This is a genomic window from Streptomyces sp. NPDC091371 (assembly GCF_040684275.1).
Classification (GTDB): Bacteria; Actinomycetota; Actinomycetes; order Streptomycetales; family Streptomycetaceae; genus Streptomyces.
Genome location: NZ_JBFBFP010000030.1, coordinates 22,214 through 46,747 on the forward strand (window position 1 = coordinate 22,214; position 24,534 = coordinate 46,747).

22 protein-coding genes are annotated in these 24,534 nt (G+C 75.0%); 9 read left to right on the plus strand and 13 right to left on the minus strand.

The annotated features are described in order from the left end of the window. The first annotated feature begins 31 nt into the window (after positions 1-31). Positions 32-1,810 (plus strand): RNA ligase family protein, encoded by a 1,779-nt coding sequence (locus AB0O21_RS27140; protein ID WP_365175106.1) that lies wholly within the window; start codon positions 32-34, stop codon positions 1,808-1,810. Next, positions 1,810-4,626 carry a poly(A) polymerase gene (locus AB0O21_RS27145; RefSeq protein WP_365175108.1) on the plus strand — a complete coding sequence of 939 codons (2,817 nt, stop codon included), beginning with the start codon at positions 1,810-1,812 and terminating at the stop codon, positions 4,624-4,626. Before AB0O21_RS27140 ends, AB0O21_RS27145 begins: the two co-directional genes overlap by 1 nt. Positions 4,627-5,167: 541 nt before the next feature. Here the strand turns inward: AB0O21_RS27145 and AB0O21_RS27150 are convergent. Both AB0O21_RS27150 and AB0O21_RS27155 read right to left on the minus strand, forming a co-directional pair. After that, positions 5,168-6,085, minus strand: coding sequence for an NADP-dependent oxidoreductase (locus tag AB0O21_RS27150; RefSeq protein WP_365175233.1), 918 nt, complete (start codon positions 6,083-6,085; stop codon positions 5,168-5,170). A 107-nt stretch (positions 6,086-6,192) separates the two neighbouring features. Beyond that, positions 6,193-7,269 (minus strand): RNA ligase (ATP), encoded by a 1,077-nt coding sequence (locus AB0O21_RS27155; RefSeq protein WP_365175110.1) that lies wholly within the window; start codon positions 7,267-7,269, stop codon positions 6,193-6,195. A 102-nt stretch (positions 7,270-7,371) separates the two neighbouring features. Here AB0O21_RS27155 and AB0O21_RS27160 point away from each other — a divergent pair, with 102 nt between their 5' ends. Beyond that, complete coding sequence (locus AB0O21_RS27160; protein ID WP_365175235.1) at positions 7,372-8,130, plus strand: SDR family oxidoreductase; 759 nt, start codon at positions 7,372-7,374, stop codon at positions 8,128-8,130. A gap of 111 nt (positions 8,131-8,241) precedes the next feature. Then, positions 8,242-8,925, plus strand: a complete 684-nt coding sequence (locus AB0O21_RS27165) for an alpha/beta hydrolase (protein ID WP_365175112.1) — start codon at positions 8,242-8,244, stop codon at positions 8,923-8,925. 3 nt (positions 8,926-8,928) lie between these two features. Here the strand turns inward: AB0O21_RS27165 and AB0O21_RS27170 are convergent, their stop codons facing one another. Next, positions 8,929-9,687 carry a peptidoglycan-binding protein gene (locus tag AB0O21_RS27170; protein WP_365175114.1) on the minus strand — a complete coding sequence of 253 codons (759 nt, stop codon included), beginning with the start codon at positions 9,685-9,687 and terminating at the stop codon, positions 8,929-8,931. 268 nt (positions 9,688-9,955) lie between these two features. After that, a complete protein-coding gene (locus AB0O21_RS27175) occupies positions 9,956-11,233 on the minus strand; it encodes an MFS transporter (RefSeq protein ID WP_365175116.1) in 1,278 nt (425 codons plus the stop codon). Positions 11,234-11,434: 201 nt separating this feature from the next. On the opposite strand from AB0O21_RS27175, the gene AB0O21_RS27180 reads away from it, so the two are divergent. Next, the gene (locus AB0O21_RS27180; RefSeq protein WP_365175118.1) at positions 11,435-11,776 is read left to right on the plus strand and encodes a hypothetical protein; all 342 of its coding nucleotides are present in this window, start codon (positions 11,435-11,437) and stop codon (positions 11,774-11,776) included. Positions 11,777-11,788: 12 nt separating this feature from the next. On the opposite strand, the gene AB0O21_RS27185 is transcribed toward AB0O21_RS27180, so the two are convergent. Continuing rightward, positions 11,789-12,094 (minus strand): hypothetical protein, encoded by a 306-nt coding sequence (locus tag AB0O21_RS27185; RefSeq protein WP_365175120.1) that lies wholly within the window; start codon positions 12,092-12,094, stop codon positions 11,789-11,791. Positions 12,095-12,201: 107 nt separating this feature from the next. Between AB0O21_RS27185 and AB0O21_RS27190 the strand changes: the two genes are divergently transcribed. Together AB0O21_RS27190 and AB0O21_RS27195 are read left to right on the plus strand one after the other, a co-directional pair. Next, positions 12,202-12,654, plus strand: a complete 453-nt coding sequence (locus AB0O21_RS27190; RefSeq protein ID WP_365175122.1) for a hypothetical protein — start codon at positions 12,202-12,204, stop codon at positions 12,652-12,654. A gap of 434 nt (positions 12,655-13,088) precedes the next feature. Then, positions 13,089-13,616 carry a GNAT family N-acetyltransferase gene (locus AB0O21_RS27195; RefSeq protein ID WP_365175237.1) on the plus strand — a complete coding sequence of 176 codons (528 nt, stop codon included), beginning with the start codon at positions 13,089-13,091 and terminating at the stop codon, positions 13,614-13,616. A gap of 24 nt (positions 13,617-13,640) precedes the next feature. On the opposite strand, the gene AB0O21_RS27200 is transcribed toward AB0O21_RS27195, so the two are convergent. The 3 genes from AB0O21_RS27200 to AB0O21_RS27210 form a co-directional block, all read right to left on the minus strand. Beyond that, complete coding sequence (locus tag AB0O21_RS27200; RefSeq protein ID WP_365175124.1) at positions 13,641-16,373, minus strand: DNRLRE domain-containing protein; 2,733 nt, start codon at positions 16,371-16,373, stop codon at positions 13,641-13,643. A 101-nt stretch (positions 16,374-16,474) separates the two neighbouring features. Then, the gene (locus AB0O21_RS27205; RefSeq protein WP_365175126.1) at positions 16,475-16,816 is read right to left on the minus strand and encodes a MazG-like family protein; all 342 of its coding nucleotides are present in this window, start codon (positions 16,814-16,816) and stop codon (positions 16,475-16,477) included. Between the two features lie 31 nt (positions 16,817-16,847). Continuing rightward, positions 16,848-17,441, minus strand: coding sequence for a helix-turn-helix domain-containing protein (locus AB0O21_RS27210; protein WP_365175128.1), 594 nt, complete (start codon positions 17,439-17,441; stop codon positions 16,848-16,850). Positions 17,442-17,518: 77 nt separating this feature from the next. On the opposite strand from AB0O21_RS27210, the gene AB0O21_RS27215 reads away from it, so the two are divergent. Beyond that, the gene (locus AB0O21_RS27215; protein ID WP_365175129.1) at positions 17,519-18,991 is read left to right on the plus strand and encodes an MFS transporter; all 1,473 of its coding nucleotides are present in this window, start codon (positions 17,519-17,521) and stop codon (positions 18,989-18,991) included. A 14-nt stretch (positions 18,992-19,005) separates the two neighbouring features. Here the strand turns inward: AB0O21_RS27215 and AB0O21_RS27220 are convergent, their stop codons facing one another. The 5 genes from AB0O21_RS27220 to AB0O21_RS27240 all read right to left on the minus strand — a co-directional run bounded on the left by AB0O21_RS27220 (position 19,006) and on the right by AB0O21_RS27240 (position 23,936). Next, the gene (locus tag AB0O21_RS27220; protein ID WP_365175131.1) at positions 19,006-19,398 is read right to left on the minus strand and encodes a hypothetical protein; all 393 of its coding nucleotides are present in this window, start codon (positions 19,396-19,398) and stop codon (positions 19,006-19,008) included. Next, positions 19,391-20,236 carry a heavy metal-binding domain-containing protein gene (locus tag AB0O21_RS27225; protein WP_365175133.1) on the minus strand — a complete coding sequence of 282 codons (846 nt, stop codon included), beginning with the start codon at positions 20,234-20,236 and terminating at the stop codon, positions 19,391-19,393. Before AB0O21_RS27225 ends, AB0O21_RS27220 begins: the two co-directional genes overlap by 8 nt. A 1-nt stretch (position 20,237) precedes the next feature. Beyond that, a complete protein-coding gene (locus AB0O21_RS27230; RefSeq protein WP_365175135.1) occupies positions 20,238-21,080 on the minus strand; it encodes a heavy metal-binding domain-containing protein in 843 nt (280 codons plus the stop codon). Positions 21,081-21,131: 51 nt separating this feature from the next. Further along, positions 21,132-23,045, minus strand: a complete 1,914-nt coding sequence (locus AB0O21_RS27235) for a GAF domain-containing protein (protein WP_365175137.1) — start codon at positions 23,043-23,045, stop codon at positions 21,132-21,134. A 66-nt stretch (positions 23,046-23,111) separates the two neighbouring features. Beyond that, entirely contained in the window at positions 23,112-23,936 is an 825-nt protein-coding gene (locus AB0O21_RS27240) for a class I SAM-dependent methyltransferase (RefSeq protein WP_365175139.1), read from the minus strand. A gap of 152 nt (positions 23,937-24,088) precedes the next feature. Between AB0O21_RS27240 and AB0O21_RS27245 the strand changes: the two genes are divergently transcribed. Further along, positions 24,089-24,391, plus strand: coding sequence for a hypothetical protein (locus AB0O21_RS27245; RefSeq protein WP_365175141.1), 303 nt, complete (start codon positions 24,089-24,091; stop codon positions 24,389-24,391). Positions 24,392-24,534: the final 143 nt, after the last annotated feature.

The following is a 24,534-nucleotide window of genomic DNA, read 5'->3' on the forward strand; positions in this document are numbered from 1 at the left end:
GGGGCAACGTGTCGTCGAGCAGGAGCGGACCATGCGCACCCACTATCCCCGTACGCCCCACCTGCCCTGGTCACCGGGGGCGGCGGCGGACGATGTCCGGGCCACCGGGCTCGCGGGGCTGGCCGGGCGCGAGGTCGTGGTGACCGAGAAGCTCGACGGGGAGAACACCACCCTGTACGCGGACGGCCTGCACGCGCGCTCGCTCGACTCGGCGCACCATCCCTCGCGGGCCTGGGTCAAGGGCCTCCAGGGCCGGATCGGTGCCGGGATCCCGGACGGCTGGCGGGTGTGCGGGGAGAACCTGTACGCCCGCCACTCGATCCCCTACGAGGACCTCGACAGCTGGTTCTACGGGTTCTCCGTGTGGGACGGGGACCACTGCCTGGACTGGGACCGGACCGTACGGTTCCTGCGGGACCTGGGCGTGCCCGTGCCGCGCGTGCTGTGGCGGGGCGTCTTCGACGCGCGCGCGCTGCGCAAGCTGCGGCTCGATACCGCGCGGCAGGAGGGGTACGTCGTACGGACCGCGGACGGCTTCGCTCGCGAGGACTTCGGGCGGTGCGTGGCCAAGTGGGTGCGCGGCGGCCACGTCCAGACCGATACGCACTGGATGTACGCGCAGGTGGTGCCGAACGGGCTGGGGCCGACGGCCCCGTTGTGGGCGGTGCGCTCGGGGGCCGAGGCCGATGTGGCGGGGCTGTCCGCCGCGGTGGGGATGGCAGGGTCTTCCGATGCGGACGAGGTGGCCGAGACCGCCGCCCGGCTGGACGGGCTGGGGCGGACCGGGGACGACCGGCTGGCCGGGGTGCTGGCCGCCGTGCTGCACCGGGAGCCGCGGGCCCGGATCATGGCGCGGCTCGCGACGGGCCCCCTCGGGATGCGGCTCGCCCGGCGGGTGGGCGACCTGGTGGGGCTGTACCCGTACCTCCAGCGGCCGTTCCCGGACGAGGAGCGGCGGGCCGGGCTGGTCCGGATGGCCGCCGCGGCCGACCTCGGGGTGCTGCACGCGCTCGCCGGGGCGCTGGCCTCGGAAACGGAGGCGCGGGAGTGCGTGGAGTGGTCCGCGCTGTGCGCCGAGGAGGCGGGGCTGGTCGGCGGCCAGGATCCGCTGGAGGCCTTGCGCGCCGCGCTGCGCGAGCCCTTCGCAGGGCTGGACGCGGACGCGGCCGACCGCTGCTGGGCGGAGGCCCGGCGGGCGTTCGCGGAGGGCAGGATCGCGGGCCAACGCCTCGGCTGGGGTCCCGGTGTGAGCTGCATCGTCGTCGAGGAGGCGGTGGCGGCCACGTGGCGGTGGCGCGAGGGGGCGTACCCCCGGCTCGTGCAGCTCAGCGGCCCGTCGGGCAGCGGGAAGAGCACCTTCGGCCGCGCCCTGCCCGGCGTGGACGCCTACGTCTCCCTCGACGACCTGCGCACCGCCCGGGGGTCCCGCGCCGACCAGCGGGCCAACGCGGAGGTGCTGGGCGAGGGCTTGGACCGGCTCGACTCGGCGCTGGCCCGGGGCGGCACGGTCGTGTGGGACGCCACCTCGCTCACCGACCGGCAGCGGAGCCTGGCCGGCTCGGTGGCCCGGCGTCGCGACGCGCTGGTGACGCACGCCGTGGTGCTCGTCGACGAAGGGGAGCTGACGCGCCGCAACTCCGTGCGCCCGCATCCGGTGCCGCCGCAGGTGCTCACCTCGCAGCTGCGCCGGTTCAGCCCGCCGTACGCCGGCCAGGCACACCGTACGTGGTACGTCGGCGCGGGCGGGGACGTCGAGGACACGGCGGGCTGCCTCGCGGGCGGCCCGGCCACGGCACACGGGGAGCGTTGATGCGCACCAGCGAGCAGCTGTACCACCAGGTCCGCTGGGACCCCCGGTTCGACCCGGCGCGGTTCGTGCTCGGGCTGCTCCAGCGGGGGGCCGCGCCGAAGCGGGTTCCGCTGCCGTCCTTCGTGCCCGGCGGGGACATCCCCTGGCACCGGGTGCTGTTCGTCGAGGCGGACGGAGAGCTGGTCTGGGACCGGGCCTCCGGCGTGGACCGGATCGACGTCACCGGGGCGGGCCGGGTCCGTGATCCCCGCCTGCTGCGGGCACCGTTCTTCACCGCCCGCACCCCGCACGCGTGGGATCCGGCGGGTGACGGGGCCTGGCGCCCGGCCGAGGCCCGGACCCGGAGCGCGGCGGACTCCCCCGCCGTCGTGCGGCTGCTCACCTGGAACACGCTCTGGGACCGCTACGACGCCCCGCTCATCGCCACCGCCCGGCGCAGGCCGCTGCTGCTGGCCGAGCTGGCGGCCGCCGATGCCGATGTCATCGCGCTCCAGGAGGTCGAGCCGGAGCTGCTGCGCATGCTGCTGGCCGCGGAGTGGGTGCGCGCCGGGTACACCGTCGCCACGGATCCGCGCGGCCGGGACGTCGCCGAGTGCGGGCTGCTGGTGCTGAGCCGGCTGCCCGTGCGGGAGGCGGGGCTGCACGTCCTGGGCCCGCACAAGGCGGTCACCGCCGTGACGGTGGACACTGCCGGCGGCCCGTTGGTGGTCGCCGCGACCCACCTCACCAGTGACCACACCGAGCGCGGGGACCTCCGGCGGGAGGCCGAACTGGCCCGGCTCGCCGAGGGTTTGGGCGGCATCGAGGCCGGCGTGGCACTGCTGGGCGACTTCAACGACGGGCGCTCCGGCGCCGAGGGGCCCGGGGCCGCGCTCGGCATGCGGGACGCGTGGAACGACGTACACGGGGCGGCGGACGACACGCCGACCTTTGACCCGGCGGCCAATCCCCTCGCCGCCGTGGGCTCCCTGACCGGGAGGGCGTCCCGGCTGGACCGGATCCTGCTGCGGCCGGCCTGCGGCCGGGTGACGTGGGCGGCGCTGCGCGGCGACACGCCCAACGCCGAGGGCCTGTTCGCCTCCGACCACTTCGGGGTGGAGGCGACGCTGGAGTTCGGGACGCCGGAGGGCGGGCCGGCGCGGCTCGACGAACCGGCCACGGCGCGGACGGCGGTGGCCTGGCTGCCGCCGGAACTCCCCGGTGCTGTGGATGAGTTGCGGCGCGAGCTTGATCCGCAGGTCGGGCGCTGGCCCGCACACGTGAACCTGCTGTTCGGCTTCGTGCCGGAGTCCTCGTTCGCCGGGGCGCTGCCGCTGCTCTCCGAAGTCGCCGCGGCGACCGGCCCGTTCGACGCCCGGCTGGAGGGCGTGTACGAGTTCGGACACCGCGAGGACGCCACCCTGTGGCTGGACCCCGCCGCGGCCGGTGACACGCCGTGGCAGGAGCTGCGGCGCGCCCTGGCGGAGCGGTTCCCGGGGTGCCGCGGCCGCGCCGAGGGCTACACCCCGCACCTGACGCTGGGCCGCAGCCGGGATCCCCGGCGGGCCGCCGGGGAGTTCGCGGCGCGGATCGGCGGCGGGACGTCCGCGCGGGTCGGGGAGCTGGCCGTGCTCTCGCGGCGCGGGGACGGGCCGATGCGGGTGCGGGCCACCGTTGCGCTGGGGACCGGTGCGGTGCGGTGGATGCCGGAGGCGGGGTACGGGGCCGGGCGCGCGGCGGTGCCCGAGGGCCACGCCGAGTCGGTGACGGAGCGGCTGCGGGGCGCGCTGGGCGGCGCGGGCGGCGTGGAGTTGCAGGTGGCCGGGTCGCGGCGGATGGGCTGCGCGCTGCCGGAGGCGGACCTTGACCTGGTGGCGGTCCTGCCGGGGGCGGCGGACGTCGCCGAGCTGCGGGAGCGGGTGGCCGCGGCGCTGCCGGAGGCGCGGCGGCTGCGGGAGGTCACGGGGGCTCGGGTGCCGGGGCTGCGGTTCCGCGTCGGGGCGCTGGACGTGGACCTGGTGGCCGTGGCCACCGGCCCGGACGCGGCTGCGGACGCGGCTGCGGACGCGGCGGCCGTCGCGCTCGGCGCGGTGAGCGACGCCGATGCGATACGGGCCTACGTGGGCGCGGAGCATGCGGCGTTCGCCGGGCTGGCGCGGCGGGTGAAGGCGTGGGCGCGGGCGCGGGGTCTGGACTCGGCGCCGTTCGGCGGGCTGCCGGGGCTGGCCTGGTCGGTGCTGGCGGCCCGCACGGTCCGGGAGGCCCCCGACCGCTCCCCCGCCGGCCTGCTCCTGGAGTTCTTCGGCACCTGGGCCGCCTGGGACTGGCGCGAGCCCGTCGCCCTGTCCGGCCCCGTCGCGTCGGCGGACCCGGTCACGGTGCTCACGCCGTCCCCTCCGGTGCGCAGCTGTACGGCCCAGGTGGGCCCGGGCATGCGGGAGCTGCTGGTCCGGGAGCTGTACGAGGCGTGGGAGCTGCTCGCCGGCGACGCCTCCGCGCCCACCGGAGCCGCACCGCCGCTGCACCGCAGGCACGCGGCGTGGGCGGTGGTGACCGTACGGACCGCTCCCGGCTCGAAGTTCGAGGAGACGCTGGGCCGGATGCGGGGCAGGATGCGGGCGCTGCTGGGCGCGCTGGAGGAGGCGGGGGTCGCGGAGGCGCACGCGTGGCCCCGGCCGTTCGAGTGCGGTGCGGGCCTGGCCCGCTACGCGATCGGGCTCGGCCGTACGCCCCCGGACGCGGCCCTGCTCGCCGAAGTGTCCGCGCCGTGGACGCGGGGGCTGCCGGGGGTCGACGTCGCGCTCGTGCCGGGCGGCGGGGTCCCGGACCTGGGGTGAGGCGGCCCAGCCGGAGCGGGGCGGGGTCGGGGGTGGTTCCGCCGGGGCCGGGCGGTCGCCGGGACGTCTCCTCGGGCTCCGAACGTTTCCAGGGGTCGGTGGGCCGAGGGCGGCCCAGTTCGGAGCCCTGCGGGGACGCCCCACCGCCCACCCGACCCCGTCGGAACCGGCACGGCGGAGTCCGGGCCCGCCCCGCCCGGTCGGAGACGCCGCACCGCCGGGGTCGGGTGTGTGCCGGGGTGTCCCCGCAGGGCGTCGAACTGGGCCGCGCTCGGCCCTCCGGCCCCTGGAAACGTTCGACGCCCGAGGAGACGCCCCGGCGCGCGCCCGGCCCCGGCGGGCCCCTGTGTGCGGGCCGCGGGTGGGGCCGCTGCGCGGGGCCTTCCCCCGCCCCGCCCGTTCCCGGCGTACCGAATATGCGGCTCCGCCGCGTGGGGGGGGCTCCGCCCCAGACCCCGGTCCTCAAACGCCGGACGGGCTGAAATGGCGCCGACGGGGCTGGGGAGAGGGCGCCTCGAACGCCGGCGGAGCCGGCCACGGCTCAGAGCTCGATGACGATCTTGCCCGCCGTGTGGCCGCCCTGGCTCAGTTCGAAGGCCGCCGCCAGTTCCGCCAGGGGGAAGGTTTTCGCGACCGGTACCGTCAGCTGCCCGGTGTCGGCGAGTCGGCCCAGTTCGGCCAGGTCGCTGCCGACCGGGCGGACCCACATCCATTCGCCCCCGGCGCCGGTCACGGTGGGGTCCGCGATGGAGGCGTGCCGGCCGTCGTCGTGCAGGACGTCCCGGGTGACGCCGAGGACCCCGCCGACGAAGTCCGCCACGACCGTGGGGCCGTCGGGCACGAGGGCCCGTACCCGGTCGGCGAGGCCGTCCCCGTACTCCACGGGTTCGGCGCCGAGGTCGCGGACCCGGTCGTGGTTGCGCGGGGAGGCCGTCCCGATGACCCGGGCGCCCAGCGAGCGGGCGATCTGCACGGCGAAGGAGCCGACCCCGCCGGCCGCGCCGTGGATGAGGACGGTGTCGCCCTTGCCGGTGCCGAGGCGCGTGAGCACCTGGTAGGCGGTGAGTCCGGCGAGCGGGAGCGCGGCGGCCTCGGCCCAGCCGAGCGAGGCGGGCTTGTGCGCCAGGGTCCGTACGGGCACCGACACGAACTCCGCGAAGGTCCCGCCGTGCACGTAGTCCTTGCGGGCGTACGCGAACACCTCGTCCCCCTCGGCGCATTCGGGGGCGTCGATGCCCACCCGCTCGACGGTCCCGGACACGTCCCAGCCCGGGACCACGGGGAACACGGCGTCCATGAGGCCGTCCAGCCCGCCCGCCATGATCTTCCAGTCGACGGGGTTGACCGCCGCGCATTTCACGCGGACGAGGACTTCGCCCGGCGCGACCTTGGGCAGGGGGAGCCGGGTCTCGGTGAGCACCTCCGTCCCGCCGTACGTCTCGTACGCCATCGCCCGCATGGTGTCCTGGGACATGTACCCGACCTCTCCGTGTACTGGGTGGACCCCCGCCCCGGGGCCATCCCACCACGGATGGCGGGTGCGCCCCACGAGGCGGCGGGGGCGTGTCACTCGTACTCGGTGCCGCCCTTGCGGGTCAGGTACGCCGGGCTGACCGCCTTGGCGATGGCGCGGCCGCCGACGACCGGGCTGTACCGCTCGGTCGCGGGCCGGATGACGACGCCCTCGCGCAGGTGCAGGGTCTTCCCGGACACGGTCTCGCGGCCGGTCGCCAGCTCCAGGACGGTGTCGAGTCCGTACGGGCCCTCGTACAGCCGTGGCACCAGCGGCAGTTCGCCGTCCCCCAGCACCTCGGCCGGGTCCAGCCACCGGACCTGCCCGTCGATCTCGGCCGACACGTCGAAGACGGCGTAGCCGGGCGGGGTGTCGGCGGTGCGCACGTCCGTTCCGTAGGCGAGGTCCTGGACCCCCGCCCCGTACACCTCGCCGAAGATGCCGACCCTGCTCGCGCCGAGCCGGGCGGCGAGCTTCGCGGCGACGGCGGGTACGTCGTGGCCGCGTACGGCCCGCCAGTAGAGGTTGCGCTCCTCCTCCTTGAGGGCCAGCCCCTTCGAGCCGAACCCCTTGGAGGTGACCAGGCTCCGCTCGCCCTCGGCGACGTACGTGAACAGACAGGCGGTGCCGTGCAGTTTCTCGGTGAGGACGACCGGCTCGCCCTCCTCGAAGATGTGCGGATAGCGCTGGAGGTTCTCGATGTCGACCCAGGGCAGCAGGTCGGGGGCGGCTTCGACTTCCCCGTCCATGCTGGTGGGTATCGGCGGAGCCCATTTGGTGATGCCGAGCAGCTCCGCGAAGTCCGTGCCCTCCTCGGCCGCCCGCGCCAGGTCGACGTCGGCGAGCGCGCGCGGCCGGCACACCAGGCCCTGGGAGAGCTCGCCGCGCAGCCGGACGGCTTTGACGCGGTCGGCGGAGCTGCCGGCGAGCCTGCCGGTCAGGCCGAGCTCCTCGATCAGCGCGGCGGGCAGCACGGCCTGTTCGGGTATGTACAGTGCGAACTCACCTGTCCGGTAGGCGCCCTTGGCGATGACGGCGCGGTAGAGGCCCACCTGGGCCAGCTCCAACGCGTCGGCGTTCGGGTGCTCGTGGACGGTCAGCTCTTCGGCGGTGACTCGCAAAGTCGACATGGGCGGCTCCTCGTACGGGTGTTTCGTGCCCCTACCTTCGGTGCTCCGATTTCCGCTGGTCCAGCGGAAATCGGGGTGTTAGCCTTCCCGGTCGTCCACGTCATGCAGGAGGCTCTCGTGTCACGTCGTCCGGTCACCGTCGTCACCGGCGGCAGCAGGGGCATCGGTGCGGCGACCTGTCTGCGGCTGGCCGCCGACGGGCACGACCTCGCACTGGGCTATGTCCGTGACGTGGCGGCCGCCGAGGCCGTCGCCGAGCGCGTACGGGCCACGGGCGCGCGGTGCGTGACCGTACGCGGTGACACCGCCGAGGAGCAGGGCGTCGATCGGCTGTTCGACGTCGCCCGTGCCGAACTCGGCACGGTGACCGGCCTCGTCAACAACGCCGGGGTGACGGGCCCGCTGGGCCGGCTCGCGGACGCCAGGACCGAGGACCTGCGACGGGTCGTCGAGGTGAACCTGCTCGGGTACCTGCTGTGCTGCCGCCGGGCCGCCCGGGACATGGCGGAATCGGGCGGCGGGGCCATCGTGAACGTCTCCTCGGCGGCCGCCACCCTCGGCAGCCCGGGAGACTACGTCCACTACGCGGCGACGAAGGCCGCCACCGACGCGCTCACGGTGGGCCTCTCCAAGGAGCTGGGCCCTGACGGGATCCGGGTCAACGCGGTGGCCCCCGGCATCATCGAGACCGACATGCACGCGGCGATGGGCGACCCCGACCGCCCGGCCCGTGCCGCGGCCGGCATCCCGCTCGGGCGGCCGGGACAGCCGGAGGAGATCGCCGGGGCGATCGCGTGGCTGCTGTCCCCCGACGCCTCGTACGCGACGGGAACGGTGCTGCGGGTCGCCGGCGGGCGCTGACCCGGGTGGGTCCGCCGGGATGCGCCGCCCCGGGCACCGATGTGGACTCTGGATGGCCGAGTGCCACCTGTGGACCCGCGGTCCGCGCTCCCCTCTGGAGGAAAACCGCCGATGTCGCCGACCAGACCGAGCATCGTCTTCGCCCACGGCCTGTGGGCCGACGGCTCCTGCTACAGCAAGCTGATCCCCGCCCTCCAGCGCGAAGGGCACGAGGTGGTGTCGGCGCAGAACAGCCTGGACTCCCTGGACGGAGACGTCGACGCCGTCCACCGCGCGCTCGCCCGGGTCAGCAGCCCGGCCATCCTGGTCGGGCACTCCTGGGGCGGCTACGTCATCACCGCCGCCGGCACCGACGAGCGGGTCGCCGGGCTCGTCTACATCGCCGCCCTGGGCCCGGATGCCGGCGAGACACCGCAGGAACTGATCGGCAAATTCGACGCGCCGCCGCTGTTCTCCCACCTCGACACCGAGGACGGACGCATCTGGATCTCCCGCGACGGCATCTCCGACTTCTGCGGTGACCTGCCGGAGGCGGAGCAGCAGCTGGTGTGGGCGACCCAGGTCGCTCCGCCCGCGGAAGTCCTGGGTTCCACGATGGGCACCCCCGCCTGGCGGTCCAAGCCCAGCTGGTTCCTGATCACCACGCAGGACCACGCCGTCAACCCCGAGCTGCAGCGGTTCGGGGCCCAGCGCATGGGCGCCACGGTCGCCGAGGTCGCGTCCGCCCACGTCCCCATGCTCTCGCAGCCCGAGGCCGTCCTCGACCTCATCCGGACGGCCGCCGGTTCGGTGTAGGGCCTATTCCAGCGCCGCCTGCGTGGCCGGGCCGTAGACGCCCTGGGGGTCGCCCTGGATGCCCCGGTCGCGCTGGAGCTGGGTGACGCCGCGCTTGGTCTGGCCGTCGTAGACGCCGCTGACGGAGACGTACGTGAATCCCTGCGCGACCAGCAGCTCCTGGAGGGCGCGCACCTGCGGGCCCTTGTCCCCCGTGCGCAGGGTCGCGGCGGGTGGCGCCGCCTTGGCGCTCGACGGGCTCGCGGACGGCGTCGGCTTCGGGGACTGGCTCGTGGCCGACGCCGAGGGCCGTGGCGAGGCGGTCGTGGACGGCCGTGCGGTCGGGCCGGCCGACTCCTCCTCCGCCGCGCCGCGCCCCGGGAGCCCCGGCACGGACAGCCCCGAGGGCGCCTTGGCCCGGGGCTGTTCCGGCTCATCGGAGCCGGTCAGCAGGAACACCAGGCCCCCCGCCGCGGCGAGCCCGACCAGGGTGAGGACAGCGACCGTGAGCGGGTCGGCGCCCCGGCGCTCCCGGCGGTGCCCGTCGCCCGGAGCCCCGGCGGGGGCCCGTCCGGGAACGGCCTCGCGGGCCGGCAGGGGGTCCGGGTCCAGGTAGGCGTACGGGTCCTCGTACGGGTCCGGGAACGGCTGGGAGGCCGGTCCCGTGTGCGGCCAGGCGGGTGTCGACGGGCGTGCCGGCCCGCCCGGGAAAGGCGTCACGTACGGGTGGGCGTACGGGCGGTCGTCGGGGGCGGCGCCGCTCTCATCGGGGTCGTGGGACATGGATGTCTCCCGGCGGGGGACGGGGGCCGGCGCGGCGGTGCGGTGCCGGCCCCCACCCGGCCGGTCAGGCCCCGCGCCGCCGGGCGGCCGGGGCCGGGGCGGTCGCGCCGGCGGCCGGGGCCGTTCCGGGCGCCGCGAGTGCGCGGGGACCGCCGAGGGTGGCCGGTGCGTGCGATGAGCGGACGGGCACGGGTCTGGACATCTGCGGGTCTCCGAAGTGCGGATCAAGCGGTGATCGGCGCACTCTTTCCCTCCAGGGCGGGCCCGGTCAAGCCGGGTGTCCGATCTGCCCCGGCGCATCCCCTCTGTCGGGTCGGCGCCGGATCGCCGTGGCCCAGACGGTGACGGCGGCCAGCAGCATCAGGGCGGCTCCGCCGAGGGGGGCGGCGGGGGCGGAGAGGCCGTCGACCGCGAGGCCGCCGAACAGGGCTCCGGCCGCTATCGCGAAGTTGAACATGGCCACCATCAGCGAGGAGGCGGCCTCCGCGGCGGTCGGCGCCGCCTTGATCATCCAGCTCTGCACGCTCACCGAGACCCCTCCGTACACGAGCCCCCAGGCGAGCAGCAGGGTGGTTCCGGCGACCGCTCCGGGGAGCACCGCGATGAGTGCGAGGATCACGGCGAGGAAGGCGCTGATCACGAGCAGGGCCCGGTACGCGTCGCGCGACCCGGCCAGGAAGTTGCCGACGACCCCCGCGACGCCGTAGCCGAGCAGGAGCGTGCTGACGTACCCGGCGTCGATGCCGGAGACGTCCTGGAGGATCGGCCGGACGAACGTGTAGGCGGCGAACTGCCCGGTCACCACGAGGAAGGTGACGAGCACGCCCGCGCGGACCTCGCGGTTGCGGCGGAGCAGGGCGGGCAGTTCGGGGAAGCTGACGTGCCGGGTCGGCGGCAGCGGCGGCAGCAGCAGGAGCAGTGCCGTGAGCGTGACCAGGCCGAGCGCCCCGACTGCCGCGAAGGCGGTGCGCCAGCCGCCGTACTCGCCGAGCAGGGTGCCGACGGGAACGCCGAGCACGGAGGCGGTGGGGACGCCGCCGAAGACGAGGGCGGTCGCCCGGCCGACGTGGCGCTCGGGTACGAGGCGTACGGCGAGCCCGCCGGCGATGGCCCAGAACCCGCCGACGCTGACGCCGACGAGCAGTCGGGCCGCGAGGACGACGGCGAAGTTCGGGGCGAGGGCGGCGGCGAGGTTGGCGGCGGCCATCAGGGCGATGAGCACGCAGAGCACATGCCGCCGGTCGAGCCGGCCGGCGCCGACGGTGACGAGCGGGGCGCAGAAGCCGGCGACGAGGCCGGGCACGGTGACCATCAGCCCGGCGGTGCCGTCGGAGACCTCGAGGTCGGCGCCGACGGGGGTGAGCAGGCCGACGGGCAGCAGCTCGGAGGTGATCAGGCAGAAGATCCCGAGCGCGACGGCGCACACGGCCGCCCAGCCCTTCCAGGGAGCGGAGGGAGGTACGGGGGCGGAAATCTTCCCGGTGGCGGGGGGAGTATCCAGGTCGGGCAGGGAAGCGGGGTCGCCGGGCGCGGCAGCTGCGGTCATCGATCGGTACTCCGTACGGGCGTTCGGCGGGCAGGACTCGGCGGCACGGGGCTCCGGGGGTCGCGCCTCCCCTGCCGTCCGTACTGCCGTTCCAATATCCCCGGCCGCCCCACTAATTCCCAGCCCTTCCGGTCGGCCCGCTTCACTCGGACGCGTGAGGCAGCGGACCGGGCCCACCGCGCGGTGCGGCAAGGTGGTCGGATGCAGCTGCGCCGGGCCCTGCCCCTGTCCCTCGTCGCGCTCCTCGCGAGCGCCGGCTGTGTCTCCGTCGGCCCCGCCGAGCCGGTGCCCGGCCCGGTCACCGGGCCCGCGCGTGGTCCCGTACCGCCCGTGGCCGCGCCCGATGCGCCGGTGTCGCTCCCCTTGGGGAACCTGCCGGCCCTCCCCCGGCGGGCGCGGACGCCGGGGCCCGCGTCCGGCCGTCCGCGCCGCACACCCGTGCCGCCCGCGGACCCGGCGCGGGTGGACGGGCTGTGCGCGGCCGCGGAGGGCGCGGTACCGCCGTCGATCGTCGACCTGTGCCTGCGGCAGTACGGGCGCTGACCGGCGGGTGGGTCACCGGGTCGCGGGAGCCGCCCGCCTGAGGCGCGGGGCGGCCGCGCGGCGGGCCGTGCGCAGCCGGCACATGGTGGCGCGGCCGCGGCGCCGCCACTCGGCGCGCGGCAGTCCGGTGCAGTGGCCGCCGCGGGTGATCAGGGCGTTGACCGGGGTCATCGGGTCGGCGCCCATGCCCTTGGCGACGAGGACCCCGACCACGAGCGGGACCAGGGCCACGGCCAGGGCCGTCCCGGCGGTGGTCACGTGCTGGAGGTGCGGCCGGAGCGCGGTGTTCGTCGTGCCGCGGGGGGTCTCGGTGGTCATGGCCCCATTCGACCAGCGTGGGCGCGGCGGGGAATCGGGGCGGATACTCAGGCCGTTGGGCACGAGGTACTCAGACGGGTGCGCGGCGGGTGCGGGGGTGGTGGGTGATGGCGGTACCGGGGCAGGGTTTCGAGCCGGCGACCGGCGACGGGCCGGGGACGGCTTCGCCGGGGCGGGCTGCCGAGGTGGCCACGGCCTTCGAGGGGCTGCTCCAGATCCGCCGTCTGGTCAACGGCCCGGCGGGCGCGGCGGTTCCCGCGCCGTGGGAGGTGCGGCAGCCCCCGCGCGCGGTGGCCCTCGTACTGGAGGCGGCCGGCATTCCCCCGTCGGCGCTGGACGCGGAGGGCCGGCGGACGGGTACGGGCTACCGGGTGGCGGCCGGAGCGGAGCCGCGGCTGGCGGAGGTGACCTGGCTCGGCCCGCCCGGGTCTAGCGCGGCCGAGGAGGAGCAGGCGCGGCTGGCCGACTGCGCGGCAGCGCTGGAACGCGCCGGCTGGGTGTGCCTGCTGTACCGGGGCCCGCGCCGCCGCCGGTTCCTGGAGGTGGAGCCGCCGCGCTGACGGGCCCGGCCCGGAGCCAAATCCGCTGGCCCGCCGCGCACCGCGCCCGGCAGACTCTCCGGATGGGCATGCTCGAAGCGATGGCGGACCGGCTCGGCCGGGGCGAGAAGGTGGAATTCCGGCCGGTCGGCGACTCGATGGTGCCGCTCGTGCGCAGCCGCCAGAAGGTGTCGGTCGCACCGGTGGACCCGGCGCTCCTGGAGGTCGGCGACATCGTCCTGGTCCGCGTCTCGGGAACGGTGTACCTGCACCTGGTCTCGGCGGTCGACGGGCCGCGCCGGCGCGTGCGGATCAGCAACAACCGGGGCCGCGTCAACGGCTGGGCCGGCCACGACCGGGTGTTCGGGATCTGCCTGGCCGTGGACGGCGTCCCGCGCCCGGGGGCGGCCGCCAAGGTCCGCGTTCCCGCGCCCCCGCCGGTGGCGGCGACCGCGATCCGGCCCGTGGTCCTCGCCACCGACCGGCTGGATCTCGTACCGCTGCACCCTTCGCACGCGGACGAGATGGCCCTCGTCCTGGCCGATCCGGCCCTGCACGCGTTCATCGGCGGCGAGCCCCTGTCGCCCGACGCGCTGCGCGCCCGGTACGAGCGGCTCGCCGCCGGGTCGCCCGACCCCTCGGCGGTCTGGTGCAACTGGGTTGTTCGGCTGCGCGCCGGGCGGGAGCTCATCGGAACCGTCCAGGCCACGGTCACCCCCGCACGGGGTCTCGCCGAGCTGGCCTGGGTCGTCGGTTCCCCTTGGCAGGGCCGCGGTTTCGCGACCGAGGCCGCCCGGGCGCTCGCCGGCTGGCTGCGGGGGCTGCCCGTCGGCCGCCTGGTCGCGCACGTCCACCCGGAGCACGCCGCCTCCGCCGCCGTGGCCGCCGCCTGCGGGCTCCGGCGGACCGGGCACCGCCAGGACGGTGAGGTCCGCTGGGAGTCCGGCGGCGGCCCGGGCGGCGGCACTATCGGCTCGGCGTGAGCCCGTACGCAGCCGCGCGCGCGGTCACGGTGCGCCGAAGGTCAGCGTCAGCCGCGGCGTGCCCTCGCCGGCCTGGGCCTCCGAGGACCACAGCCACAGGGCGTCGGTGCCGGTGCTGCTGAGCGCCAGGCCGTAGCCGCCGCCGAGGGCCGCGGCGACGGTCGCGGTGGTCAGCGGGGCGGTGTGCACCGCGGAGCCGTCCGGGATCCCGGCGAAGGCCCCGAGGGCCGGTCCGCCCAGCGCCGGGCGGTTGGTGTAGGTGGTGCCGGTCTCGGTCCACGCCCCGGTGACCGGGAGCACCGAGACGGTGTCCGTCGTTCCGGCCCCGCTCATGGTGCTGGTCTTCACGCTCAGGACGGCCGACTTGAGCACCGTCCCGGCGGGCGCGGCCGGCAGGTCGAAGCGCAGGTAGCTCGCGTAGAAGGAGCTGCCGCGCACGGCGAGCGAGCTGGAGGTTCCGTAATTGGTGCCGGGTGCTCCCGCGTTGGCGTACGTGTCCTCCGCCGCGGTCACCTGGACCACCTGGTCGGCGGGGGCGGTGGCGAGGGCGTGGTGGTTCTGCACCTGCGCCGCGCTCAGGACGGTCGGGTAGACGGCCGTCTCGTCGAGCCGGCCGGCCCAGTACTCGCTCGTCGGGCGGTCGGGCCAGCCGCCGAGGCTGTCGCCGCCGGCGTGCCAGTAGCCGGAGAAGTTCTCGTGCGTGGTGACGGCCAGGGTGCCCTTCTGGGCGCCGTCCACGTAGAGGGTCATGCCGCCGGGGCCCTGGGTGGCGACGACGTGGTGCCAGGCGTTGTCGTTGTAGCTGCCGGTGGTGGTGAGGGTGCGGGTGGCTCCGGTGTAGACGCCGTAGACGAGCCGGCCGTCGTCGGTCATGTAGATGTGCTTGTCGTACTGATTGCTGCCGCGGGCCTGGTTGTTGCCGAAGCCGAAGATCTTGCCTCCCCGGGTGGTGTCCGTCTTGAACCAGGTCTCGATGGTGTAGGTGCTGCCCACCGTCTGCCGCTCGTCCCCGTAGACCTGGGTGTCCGTGCCGTTGAAGCCGATGGCCGTGCTCGCCCCGGAGACCGCTCCGGGGCTCTGGCGCAGGGCGGGGGCGTTCAGGTGGACGCCGCTCTGGTTGCCCGAGACGGAGGAGTCGGCGACGGAGGGCAGGGCGGACTCGTCGTAGCGCCAGTGCTGCCGGGCTCCGTCGGCGCGGACCTGGTTCGGGTAGGCGTCCGCCTTGGCCGGTACGGTGACGCTCGCGGTGGCCGACGGGGCGCTGGTGTTCCCGGCCGCGTCGGTGGCCGTCACCCGGTAGGTGTAGGACTGGCCGGCGGTGACCGTCGTGTCGGTCCAGGAGGCCTGCGGGCGCTTGAAGAACAGCGAGTCGGCGGTGACCGTCGCGAGGGGCGTGGCCGCGCCGTTGCGGTAGATCCGATAGGTCAGGGCGCTGTCGTCGAGGTCGAGGCTGGTGCGCCAGCGGACCTGCACCTCGCCGGGTGCGAAGCTGACCGCGCTCGCGACGGGAACGGTCGGCGCCCCGGTGTCCCCGGTGGAGGCGAAGCGCGTCAGGCTCTGCTGCGCCGCGCCGTTGACGGTGGTGAACTCCCCGCCGACCCACAGGTACTGGACGCCGCCCTTGGAGCCGACGGTCATCACGCGCGGGCCGATGCCCTCGCCGATGCCGTCGTTGGTGTCGGGGGCCCAGCCGAGCTTGCCGGTGCCGGTGGTGGGCTGGGCGAGCAGGTGGTGGCGCTGGCCGTCGGGGAACTCGCCGACGCTGGAGCAGTCGTGCGCGTGCGAGGCGCTGTAGAGCACGTTCTGGTAGGGCAGCACGGCCTGGGTCGCGCCGAGGCAGGTGTCGCGCCAGCGCTGGCCGAAGCTGCCGAGGTCGAGGGCGATCCGGCCGTCGAAGACGCCGCCGCCGGTGCCCTCGTTGGCCGTGTAGAAGCCGGTCGCGTCGGTCGCGATGTCCTTGACGACCGAGTTGGTCTCGATGAAGCCGGGGTAGGCCGTGGTGAGGGCGCCGCTCGTCGCGTCCACGACGGCCAGCGCGTGGGTGTTCGTACCGTTGACCGTGAAGAAGTCGCCGCCGAGCAGGACGCGGTCGCCCGCCGGTGTGACCTCGATGGCGCGCCCGGGCTCGTCCGCGTCGGCGGTGAAGGGCCTCAGAGCGCCGTCGGCCGCGCCGACCGCGGCGAAGCGCTGCCGCGACTGCCCGGCGACGGTGAGGAAGTCGCCGCCCGCGTAGACGGTGTCGTCCGTGACGGCGAGGGCCCGGACGGTGGCCCCGAAGGCGGGGCGGAAGTCCGTCTTCACCGTGCAGCTCGCCACGTCCACGGCGGCGAGGCTGGAGACGGCGGTGCCGTTGACGGCGCCGAAGTAGCCGCCCGCGTAGAGGGTCTTCTTGTCCGGCGAGAGGGCCAGCGCGCGGACGGTGGCGGTGCCCGAGGCGACGGTGAAGGACAGCGTGCAGGAGGTCGGGGCGCCCGTCGCGGCGTCGAGCGCGGCGAAGTTCACGGCCGACCGCTCGCTCCCGGCGCCGCCCGCGGGCGGGCGAACGGCGGAGAAGGTGCCGCCGACGAAGACCTGGCCGGCGGCCTCCGCGAGGGCCCACACCACGCCGTTGGGCTGCCAGGTCGACAGCGCGTCGGCGGTGAAGGCCACGGGCGGGGTGACGGCCGCGGCCTGCGGGACCAGACCGAGGCCGAGCCCGGCTCCGGTGGCGGCCAGGGACAGGGCGACGGCGGACGCGAGCCCTCGGGATCTACGCATGAACCCCCCAAGTTCGGTGTGCGGTGCGCGGTGTGACCGTACGGGCGCACCCTAGAGGGATTCACCGGCGTGTTCAGGCCAGTTGACGGATCGGTTGCGGATCAGCGGTCGTGCCGTTCGCCGGGCGGGAGGAACTTGCCGGCCTTCAGCCGCAGTTGGCCTGCGAAGTACTCCGCCGCGTCGGGGCGCATGCGCGCGAGGGCGACCATGCCGGTGATGATGACGTCGCACACCTCGTCGTGGACGTCCTCCCAGCTGTGGGAGTGCCCCTTGCGCGGGTTGGTGCCCTTGGCGCCGATCACCGCCTGGGCGGCTTCGCCGAACTCCTCACCGATCTTGAGCACTTGCAGGACGTGGCTTTCCTCGGGCCGTAGCCCCTGCTCGGCGTCCGAGGCGTCGAAGCGGTCGGCGAGCGCGCTGATGGTGTCCCATGCGGTGGTCACGGGCCAGCACCCTACCGTCACGCCAGGGCCGCTACCGCGGCTTCGCCCGGACGTGCATCCGCTCGCCCTGCCTCCCGAACAGGCTCAGGATCTCCACGGGCCGGCCGTCCGCGCTGGTGAACCAGTGGGGCAGCCGGGTGTCGAACTCGGCGACCTCTCCGGGGCCGAGGACGAGGTCGTGCTCGGCGAGGACGAGGCGCAGCCGGCCGGTGAGGACGTAGAGCCACTCGTAGCCCTCGTGCGTGCGGTGTGCGGGCTCGGAGCCCCGATCGGTGATGATCATCTTGTACGCCTGGAGCGGGCCCGGGGTACGGGTCAGCGGGACGAACGTACCGCCGCTCGGCAGCGGGTGGGGCGTCAGCCGGACCCGGGGATCCCCCACCTCGGGGGCACCGACCAGGTCGTCCAGCGGTACGCCGTACACACCGGCGAGCGGGAGCAGCAGTTCCAGGCTGGGGCGCCGCTGCCCGGACTCCAGCCGCGACAGGGTGCTCTTGGAGATGCCGGTCTCCTCGGAGAGCGCGGCAAGGGTGAGACCGCGCGCGGCACGCAGCCGACGGAGCCGCGGGGCGACCTCGTCGAGGACCGCTTGGTAAGGGCCCGGCCCGTCCTGTGGGTTGTCCATCCGGGCATTCCATCCCGCCGTCCCGGAATCGGCAACAGGAATTGCCGCGACGGCGCCGCGGGCGCACCCTCCCGCTCATGAACCCACAACGCGACGCGAAGAACCCGGTCGGCGCAGGTCAGGACGGGGCCGGGACGGCCTGCGGGGCGAGCCGGCCGCCGGGACCGGTGCGAGGGGCACTCGCCGCCCTGTCGCTGTCGATGCTGCTGTCCTCGCTCGGCACCGGCATCGCCAACGTCGGCCTGCCGACCCTGGCGCGGGCGTTCGACGCCTCGTTCCCGCAGGTCCAGTGGATCGTGCTCGCCTATCTGCTCGCCGTCACCACCCTGATCGTCGGCGCCGGACGGCTCGGCGACCTCTTCGGCCGGAGGCGGCTGCTGCTGGGCGGTGTGCTCGTGTTCACGGTCGCTTCGGTGCTGTGCGGCCTGGCGCCCTCGCTGTGGTGGCTGATAGCCGCCCGGGCGGTGCAGGGCCTCGGAGCGGCCGTGATGATGGCCCTGACGATGGCGTTCGTCGGGGAGACGGTGCCGAAGGACCGGACCGGCAGGGCCATGGGGCTGCTCGGCACGATGTCCGCGACCGGCACGGCGCTCGGTCCCTCGCTGGGCGGCCTGTTGCTCGCCGGTCCGGGCTGGCGGGCGCTGTTCCTCGTCGGCGTACCGCTGGGCCTGCTCACCCTGCTCCTCGCGCACCGCTTCCTGCCCGGCGGCCGGCCCGGTTCGGGGGCGGGGCGGAGCCGTTTCGACCACGTGGGCACCCTGCTGCTCGCCCTGACGCTCGCGGCCTACGCGCTGGCCATGACGGTCGGGCGGGGCCGGTTCGGCGGGCTCGGCCTGGCCCTGCTGGCGGCCGCGGCCGTCGGGGCCGTGCTCTTCGTACGCGCCGAGGCCCGGGCGGAGTCGCCGCTGGTCCGCCTCTCGACCTTGCGCGATCCGGTGTTCGGCGCGGGCCTCGCGATGAGCGCGCTCGTCCCCACGGTGATGATGGTGACGCTGGTGGTCGGCCCGTTCTACCTCTCCCGCACGCTCGGCCTCGGCGAGGCACTCGTCGGGCTGGTCCTGTCGGCCGGACCGCTCGTCGCCGCGCTGACCGGGGTGCCGGCCGGGCGCGGCGCGGACCGCTTCGGCACCCGGCGGACGACGGTCGCCGGGCTCACCGCGATGGCGGGCGGCTGCGCGCTCCTGGCCCTGCTGCCCGCGACGTCCGGGGTCTTCGGCTACGTCCTGCCCATCGCGGTCGTGACCAGCGGTTACGCGCTGTTCCAGACGGCGAACAACACCGCCGTCATGGCGGACGTACGCCCGGAGCAGCGGGGCGTCGTCTCGGGACTGCTCAACCTCTCGCGCAATCTCGGGCTCGTGACGGGCGCGTCCGTCATGGGCGCGGTGTTCGCCTTCGCCTCGGCGACGACCGATGCGGCGACGGCGTCCCCCGGGGCCACTGCCACGGGCATGCGGACCACGTTCGCCGTGGCGGCGGTCGCGATCTGCCTGGCGCTGGCGCTGGCCTGGAGGTTCGCGCCCCCGGTGGCCGCACGGCGCGAGCCCTGAGCGGCGACACCGCGTCAGGTCAGGAAGCGCTCGACCGCCTCGCGGGCGCGGGCGTTCGATGCCGCGACGCCGGCCAGGGCGCGGGCCAGTGCGTCGAGCCATTCGTCCAGGTCCACCGCCCGCCGCGACAGCACGACACCCCGCACTTCGTGGCCGATCTCCGCCGCCGTACGGCCCCGGTCCGTCCGCAGGGTGAACCGCTGGTCGCCGAGTACGACCTCCACCTCGGCCACCGACTTCGAGCGCCCCGCCAGCCGCTCGGTGAGGGAGCGCCTGCGCGTGGTCCGTACGGCTCCGGACGGCAGCGCGTCCGCCAGGTTGGCCGACAGCACGCCGGCGTAGAGGTCGAGGTCGGCGCTGTCCCGGCGCAGCGCGGCGGCCAGCAGTTCCACGTCCATGTCAGGCATCGAGGCTCAGCACCATGGTCGGACGTTCGATGACGTGGTCGTCGCGCAGGGGGCGCACCGCCGTCCCGACCGCGAAGAACTCGGTGGTGTGCCCACCCCAGCGGTGCGAGTGCTGTCCCAGATCGACCGCCACGATCCCCTCGGCGTCGAGGTCCTGCCCCTCCGCCTGCATGCGGCTCATGGCCAGCTCGCGCGCGTCGTACAGCGCCTGGGTGAAGGGGGTGAGTTCGACGTTGCGGCCCGCCGTGGCCAGTGTCTGCGCAAAGCGCTGGTGCGCCACGTGGTAGACGCACGACCCCATGACCAGGTCCAGAGGTGCGTATCCCGCACGGACCAGGGTCCAGAAGTCCTGGCCGGACAGGTTCGAGGTGAACGGCCTGCCCTTGTTGTTCAGCCAGGTCCCGGCCGGACCCGGGTCGGCGCCGGCCGCCTTCACCGCCGTGCCGACCGCGATGAACTCGGCGACGTCCGAGCCGAACTCCTTGAAGTCGATGTCCAGCCGCACGCCCACGATCCCGTCCGCGCCCAGCGCGGCCGCCTCCTCCCGCATCCGGCTCATGGCCAGTTCGCGGGCGTGGTACATGGCCTGTGACAGCTTGGTCAGCTCCTGGTTCTTCGACCACCGGCCGATCTGGATGCCGACGTGGTACACGGAGCAGCCGAGGACCAGGCCCAGCGGGCGGAAGCCGGCCTCGCGCACCAGCAGGAACTCGTTCACCGTCAGGTCGGAGGTGAAGAACGGGTCCTGCTCCCCGGGTCGGAGCTGCGCGAGCCGCCGCATCGCGTCCTGGGGCACCCCTTCCGCGGCCGCGTCCGACTCTGTTCGCCGCTCTGTCATCTCAGTGCTCCCGCTCTAGTCTCATGATGGTCAGCGGCCTGGGTCCGGCGGGCCGCGCGGAGTGGTCGAACCGGGCGATCGCGGTGCCTACGAGGACCGCTTCCGCGCTGAGGTCGCCCCCGTACCCGAACTGGGAGCACTCGTGCGTGTGCACGCTCAGGCTCATTCCGTCCACCACCACCCCGTCGCCGCCCTGTCCTGCCGCGTTGCGGGCCAGCTGCCTGCCCGCCTCGCGGCGGACGTGGCCGATCAGCTGCGTGTGTCCGTCGATCTCCTGGTTGCCCACGGTCCAGGTCTTCGTGCGGGACGTGCGCCAGTCGTCGTGGCGCTTCGCCAGACCGATTCCGAAGGCGAGTCCGGTGGGGACCCACCCGGAGTGGATGAGCCTGGCGAAGTCCTGGCCGCTCAGGTGCGAGGTGAAGGGTGTGCGGGGCCGGATGCGCGAGCGCGCCCGCACCGCCGTGCCCAGTACGGTGAACTGCAGTCCGCCTTCGGGGAAGTCGCTCCGCAGCGTCACCCCGACGATCCCGTCGCCGCCGAGCGCGCGGCATTCCTCCACCACCCGGGCCAGCGCCCGTTTGCGCACCTCGTACATGGTCCGCACCTCGGACGCATAGGACGGCGTCCACCGCGAGGACGGCGGCCCCCCGTCCTCGGTGGCCGACCACGCCCCCGGACAGCCCCCGAGACCCGTGAACGCCATGTTGTAGACGGACGTGCCCAGCACCTGTCCGACCGGGTCGAACCCGGCGCCCGTGACGGCGGAGAACTCGGCGGAGGACAGGGCCGAGTCCCAGGTGCTGCCGGCCGCCCCCGACGAACCGGCGTTCTGCGTCTGTGTCATGGGCTCCTGTGCCATCGACTCCCCCGGCGCACCGCGAGCCTCGCGACGCGTTCAGCAGCCTATATGACCGGACTTGGCCGCCGACTGCACCTGGTGGACGCGGAGGGCGAGTTGCAGTTCCAGGGACCGTTCCGGGCGCTGCCAGTCGGCGCCGAGCAGGCGGCCGATGCGGTCCAGGCGCTGGACCACCGTGTTGATGTGGACATGCAGGGCGTCGCGGGCCCTGGACTGGTTCATGCCCGCCTCGAAGTACACCCTCAGGGTGCGGACGAGGTCGGTGCCGCGTTGTGCGTCGTACTCGATCAGGGGGCCCAGGGTGCGCTGTACGTAGCCGCCCAGGTCGGTCTGGTCGCCGAGCAGGACGCCGAGGAAGCCCAGGTCGCCGAGGGCGGCCCCGGTGCCGGTCCGGCCCAGCGCCCGCAGGGCGGTGCGGCAGCGGCGCGCCTCGGCGTAGGCGTCGGGGAAGTTCCCGGGGCCGGTGGCCGGGCCCGCGGCGCCGACCGTGACGGGCCCGGCGAGGGCCTGGCCCAGCTCGTGCGCGAGCGCGGCGGCGCCGGCGCTGGGGGCTTCGGAGGGGCATACGAGGACCACGTCCTCGTGGTGCGCTCCGGCCAGGCCCGTGCGGGTGTGCGCGATACGGGCGGCCGCGGCCAGCAGCCGGGGCCTCGGGACGGTCTCGGCGTGCAGGACGAACACCGCGTACGGCTGGTCCAGGTTCACGCCGAGGCGGCGCGCGCGGGCGGTCAGTGCGGCCGGGTCGGCCGCCCCGGTGAGGAGGTCGCCGAGGATCTCGCCCCGTACCCGGTCCTCGGCCTCGGCCACCGAGCGGCGCAGGAGCAGCAGCAGGGCGGTGACGACGGCGGCGCGCTCGAAGAGGCGGCGGTCGGCGTCGTCGAGGTCGGCGCGGCCGCTGAGGGCGATGCCGCCGAGCAGCTCGGGTCCGGCGAGGACCGCGCACACCCAGGTTCCGCCGACGGGTACGGCCCGGCCGTCGGCCCGGGAGGCGGCGACGGCCCGGGCCGGCGGGGGCTGGGGGGCGGCGCCCGCCCGCGCGAGTTCGGTGCCCTCGGCGTCGATGACGAGGGTGCCGCCCCGCAGCAGGGCGCCGATGGCGGTGGCGACGTCGGTGACGTCCCCGCCGCGCAGCACGAGGTCGGTCAGCCGGTCGTGGGCGTCCTGCGCGCGCCGCATGGCTTCGCTGTGCGCCTCGATGGTCTGTGAGGCCGCGTTGAGGTCGACCAGCGCGGTGCGGGTCTCGTCCAGCAGGCGGGCGCCGTCGATGGCGATGGCCGCGTGGTCTGCAAGGGAGGAGAGCAGCGCGACCTCGTCCGGGGTGAAGGTCCGGGCCGTGCGGTCCGCCGCGAAGAGGACGCCGATCACCCGGGTGCCCAGGCGCAGGGGTACGCCGAGGATCGCGCGGAGGCCTTCCTCGGCGACGGCGCCGTCGATGGCCGCGGTGTGCCGGAACTGCGGATCGTCGCGGTAGTCGCCGGTGGTGTAGGGGCGGGCGGTTTCCGCGACGAGCCCGCCGAGGCCCTCGCCCATGCCGAGGCGTACCTGCTGGAACGCGGCGGAGACGGAGCCGTCGGTGACCCGCATGTAGGTGTCGCCGGCCTCGTCGTCGTTGAGGGACAGGTACGTGACGTCCGTGCCCAGGAGCAGTTTGGCCCGGTGGACGATGGCCTTCAGTACGGCGTCCAGGTCACGGAGCCCGGCGAGGTCTCCGGCGGTGTCGAAGAGGGCGGCGAGCTCGGCCTCACGCCGGCGGTGCTGGCTGAGCGTGCGGCGGATGCGCAGTGCGACCCGGGTCGCCTCGGCGATCGCCGCGGCCTCGGCCTCCGAGAGGTGCGCGTCCTCCCCGGCGGGCAGCGCGAAGCTCTCGGCGGGCGCGCCCTCGGCGAGCAGGTTCAGCAGGTCCTGCACGTGGCTGAGCGCGGGGCTCGGATGCTTCCCGGGGGTGGGCATGGGCGCTCTCCGTGATGCGGGCCGCGAGGGAGGGTGTGCGGGTGGACGGGGTGCGGGTCTCCCGCGTCAGTTCCGCGCGTGCAGCGAGTACAGGACGGGCAGGTGGGTGTCGCCGAACGGCAGCCGGTACAGGCCGTCCTGACCCTGGCTCAGGATGCCGCGGAGGTCGAACTCGGCGGCGGTGTGCTCGCCCAGGTGCTTCACGGTGAGGCCGGCGTCGGCGATCGCGCTCACGATGTCGCCCAGGGAGTGCGGGTACTGGACGGTGTCCTGCGCGGGCACCGTCATGCCCGGCTCGGCGTACGTCCCCGTGACCGTCTCGCGCTGCGGCTCTCCCCCGCCGTAGGGCCAGTCGGCGACGAGCGGATCGACGGTGGCGACCATCTGGAAGGCCGGGTGCATGTCCACCATGACCAGGCTGCCCCCGGGTTTCAGGGCCATGGCCGCGCCGCGCGCCCAGGCGTTGACGTCGGCGATCCAGCACAGGACCCCGTAGGTGGCGACGACCAGGTCGAAGCCGCCCGCCAGGTGCGCGGGCAGGCGCTGGGTGTCGGCCTCCACGAAGGTGGCGGCCAGCCCGGTGCGTGCGGCGAGCGCGCGGGCCCGCCCGATGGCCTCCGGGGAGAAGTCGACGCCCGTGGCGCGGGCGCCCAGCCGGGCCCAGTTCAGCGTGTCCATGCCGAAGTGGCACTGGAGGTGCAGCAGGTCCTTGCCTGCCACGTCTCCCGCCAGTTCGCGTTCGAGGGCGTAGAGCGTCTGGCGGCCGGCCACGAACGACTCGACGTCGTAGAACCGGTCGGTGGAGGTCGAGCCGTGGATGCGGGCGCGGGTGTCCCACAGCGCCCGGTTCAAGGCGAGTCCGTCCGCTGCGCTGGGCCTGGTCTCTGGCATGCACCGATCATGGCACGACCGCGCCGCCGTCAACCGGAACCGGCCGCCGCCACCCGTTCACACAGGGTCACACCACCGAAACCGCCCCGCGGGGGGCCGCCTCCCTCTACCGTGCCCTGAGGCGATGCGTACGGCACCGGAGGGGTGGGCGGATGAACGAGGAAGAAGACATGCGGCTGGCGGGGATGACCCCGGAGATCTCCCGCCGCGCGCTCACCATGCTGCGCGGCCTGGTGGGCCTGGAGCCGCCCGAGCAGGTACCCGAGGACGCCATGGAGGTCGCGGACGCGATCCTGGCCGAACACGGCACCGACGGGCTCCGGGTGCTCACGATGACCCTGGCCGCCTGGGCCACCGCGCAGATCGAGAACGTCGCCGAGCTGAGCGGGCGCAGCCACGAGGCGGTCCTGGACGCGATGGAGCTGGCCTGCCTGGAGGCCAACGCCGACGACTGACCCGCCCGGCACGACACGACACGACACGGCGCGGAAACGGCCTCATCCGGGCCCCCGTAGAAGAAGCAGCGCCCGATCCGGACGGGATCGGGCGGGCTTCGGCGACACTGGGGGGAGCAGGAGCGTCGTGGGGGGTCGTGATC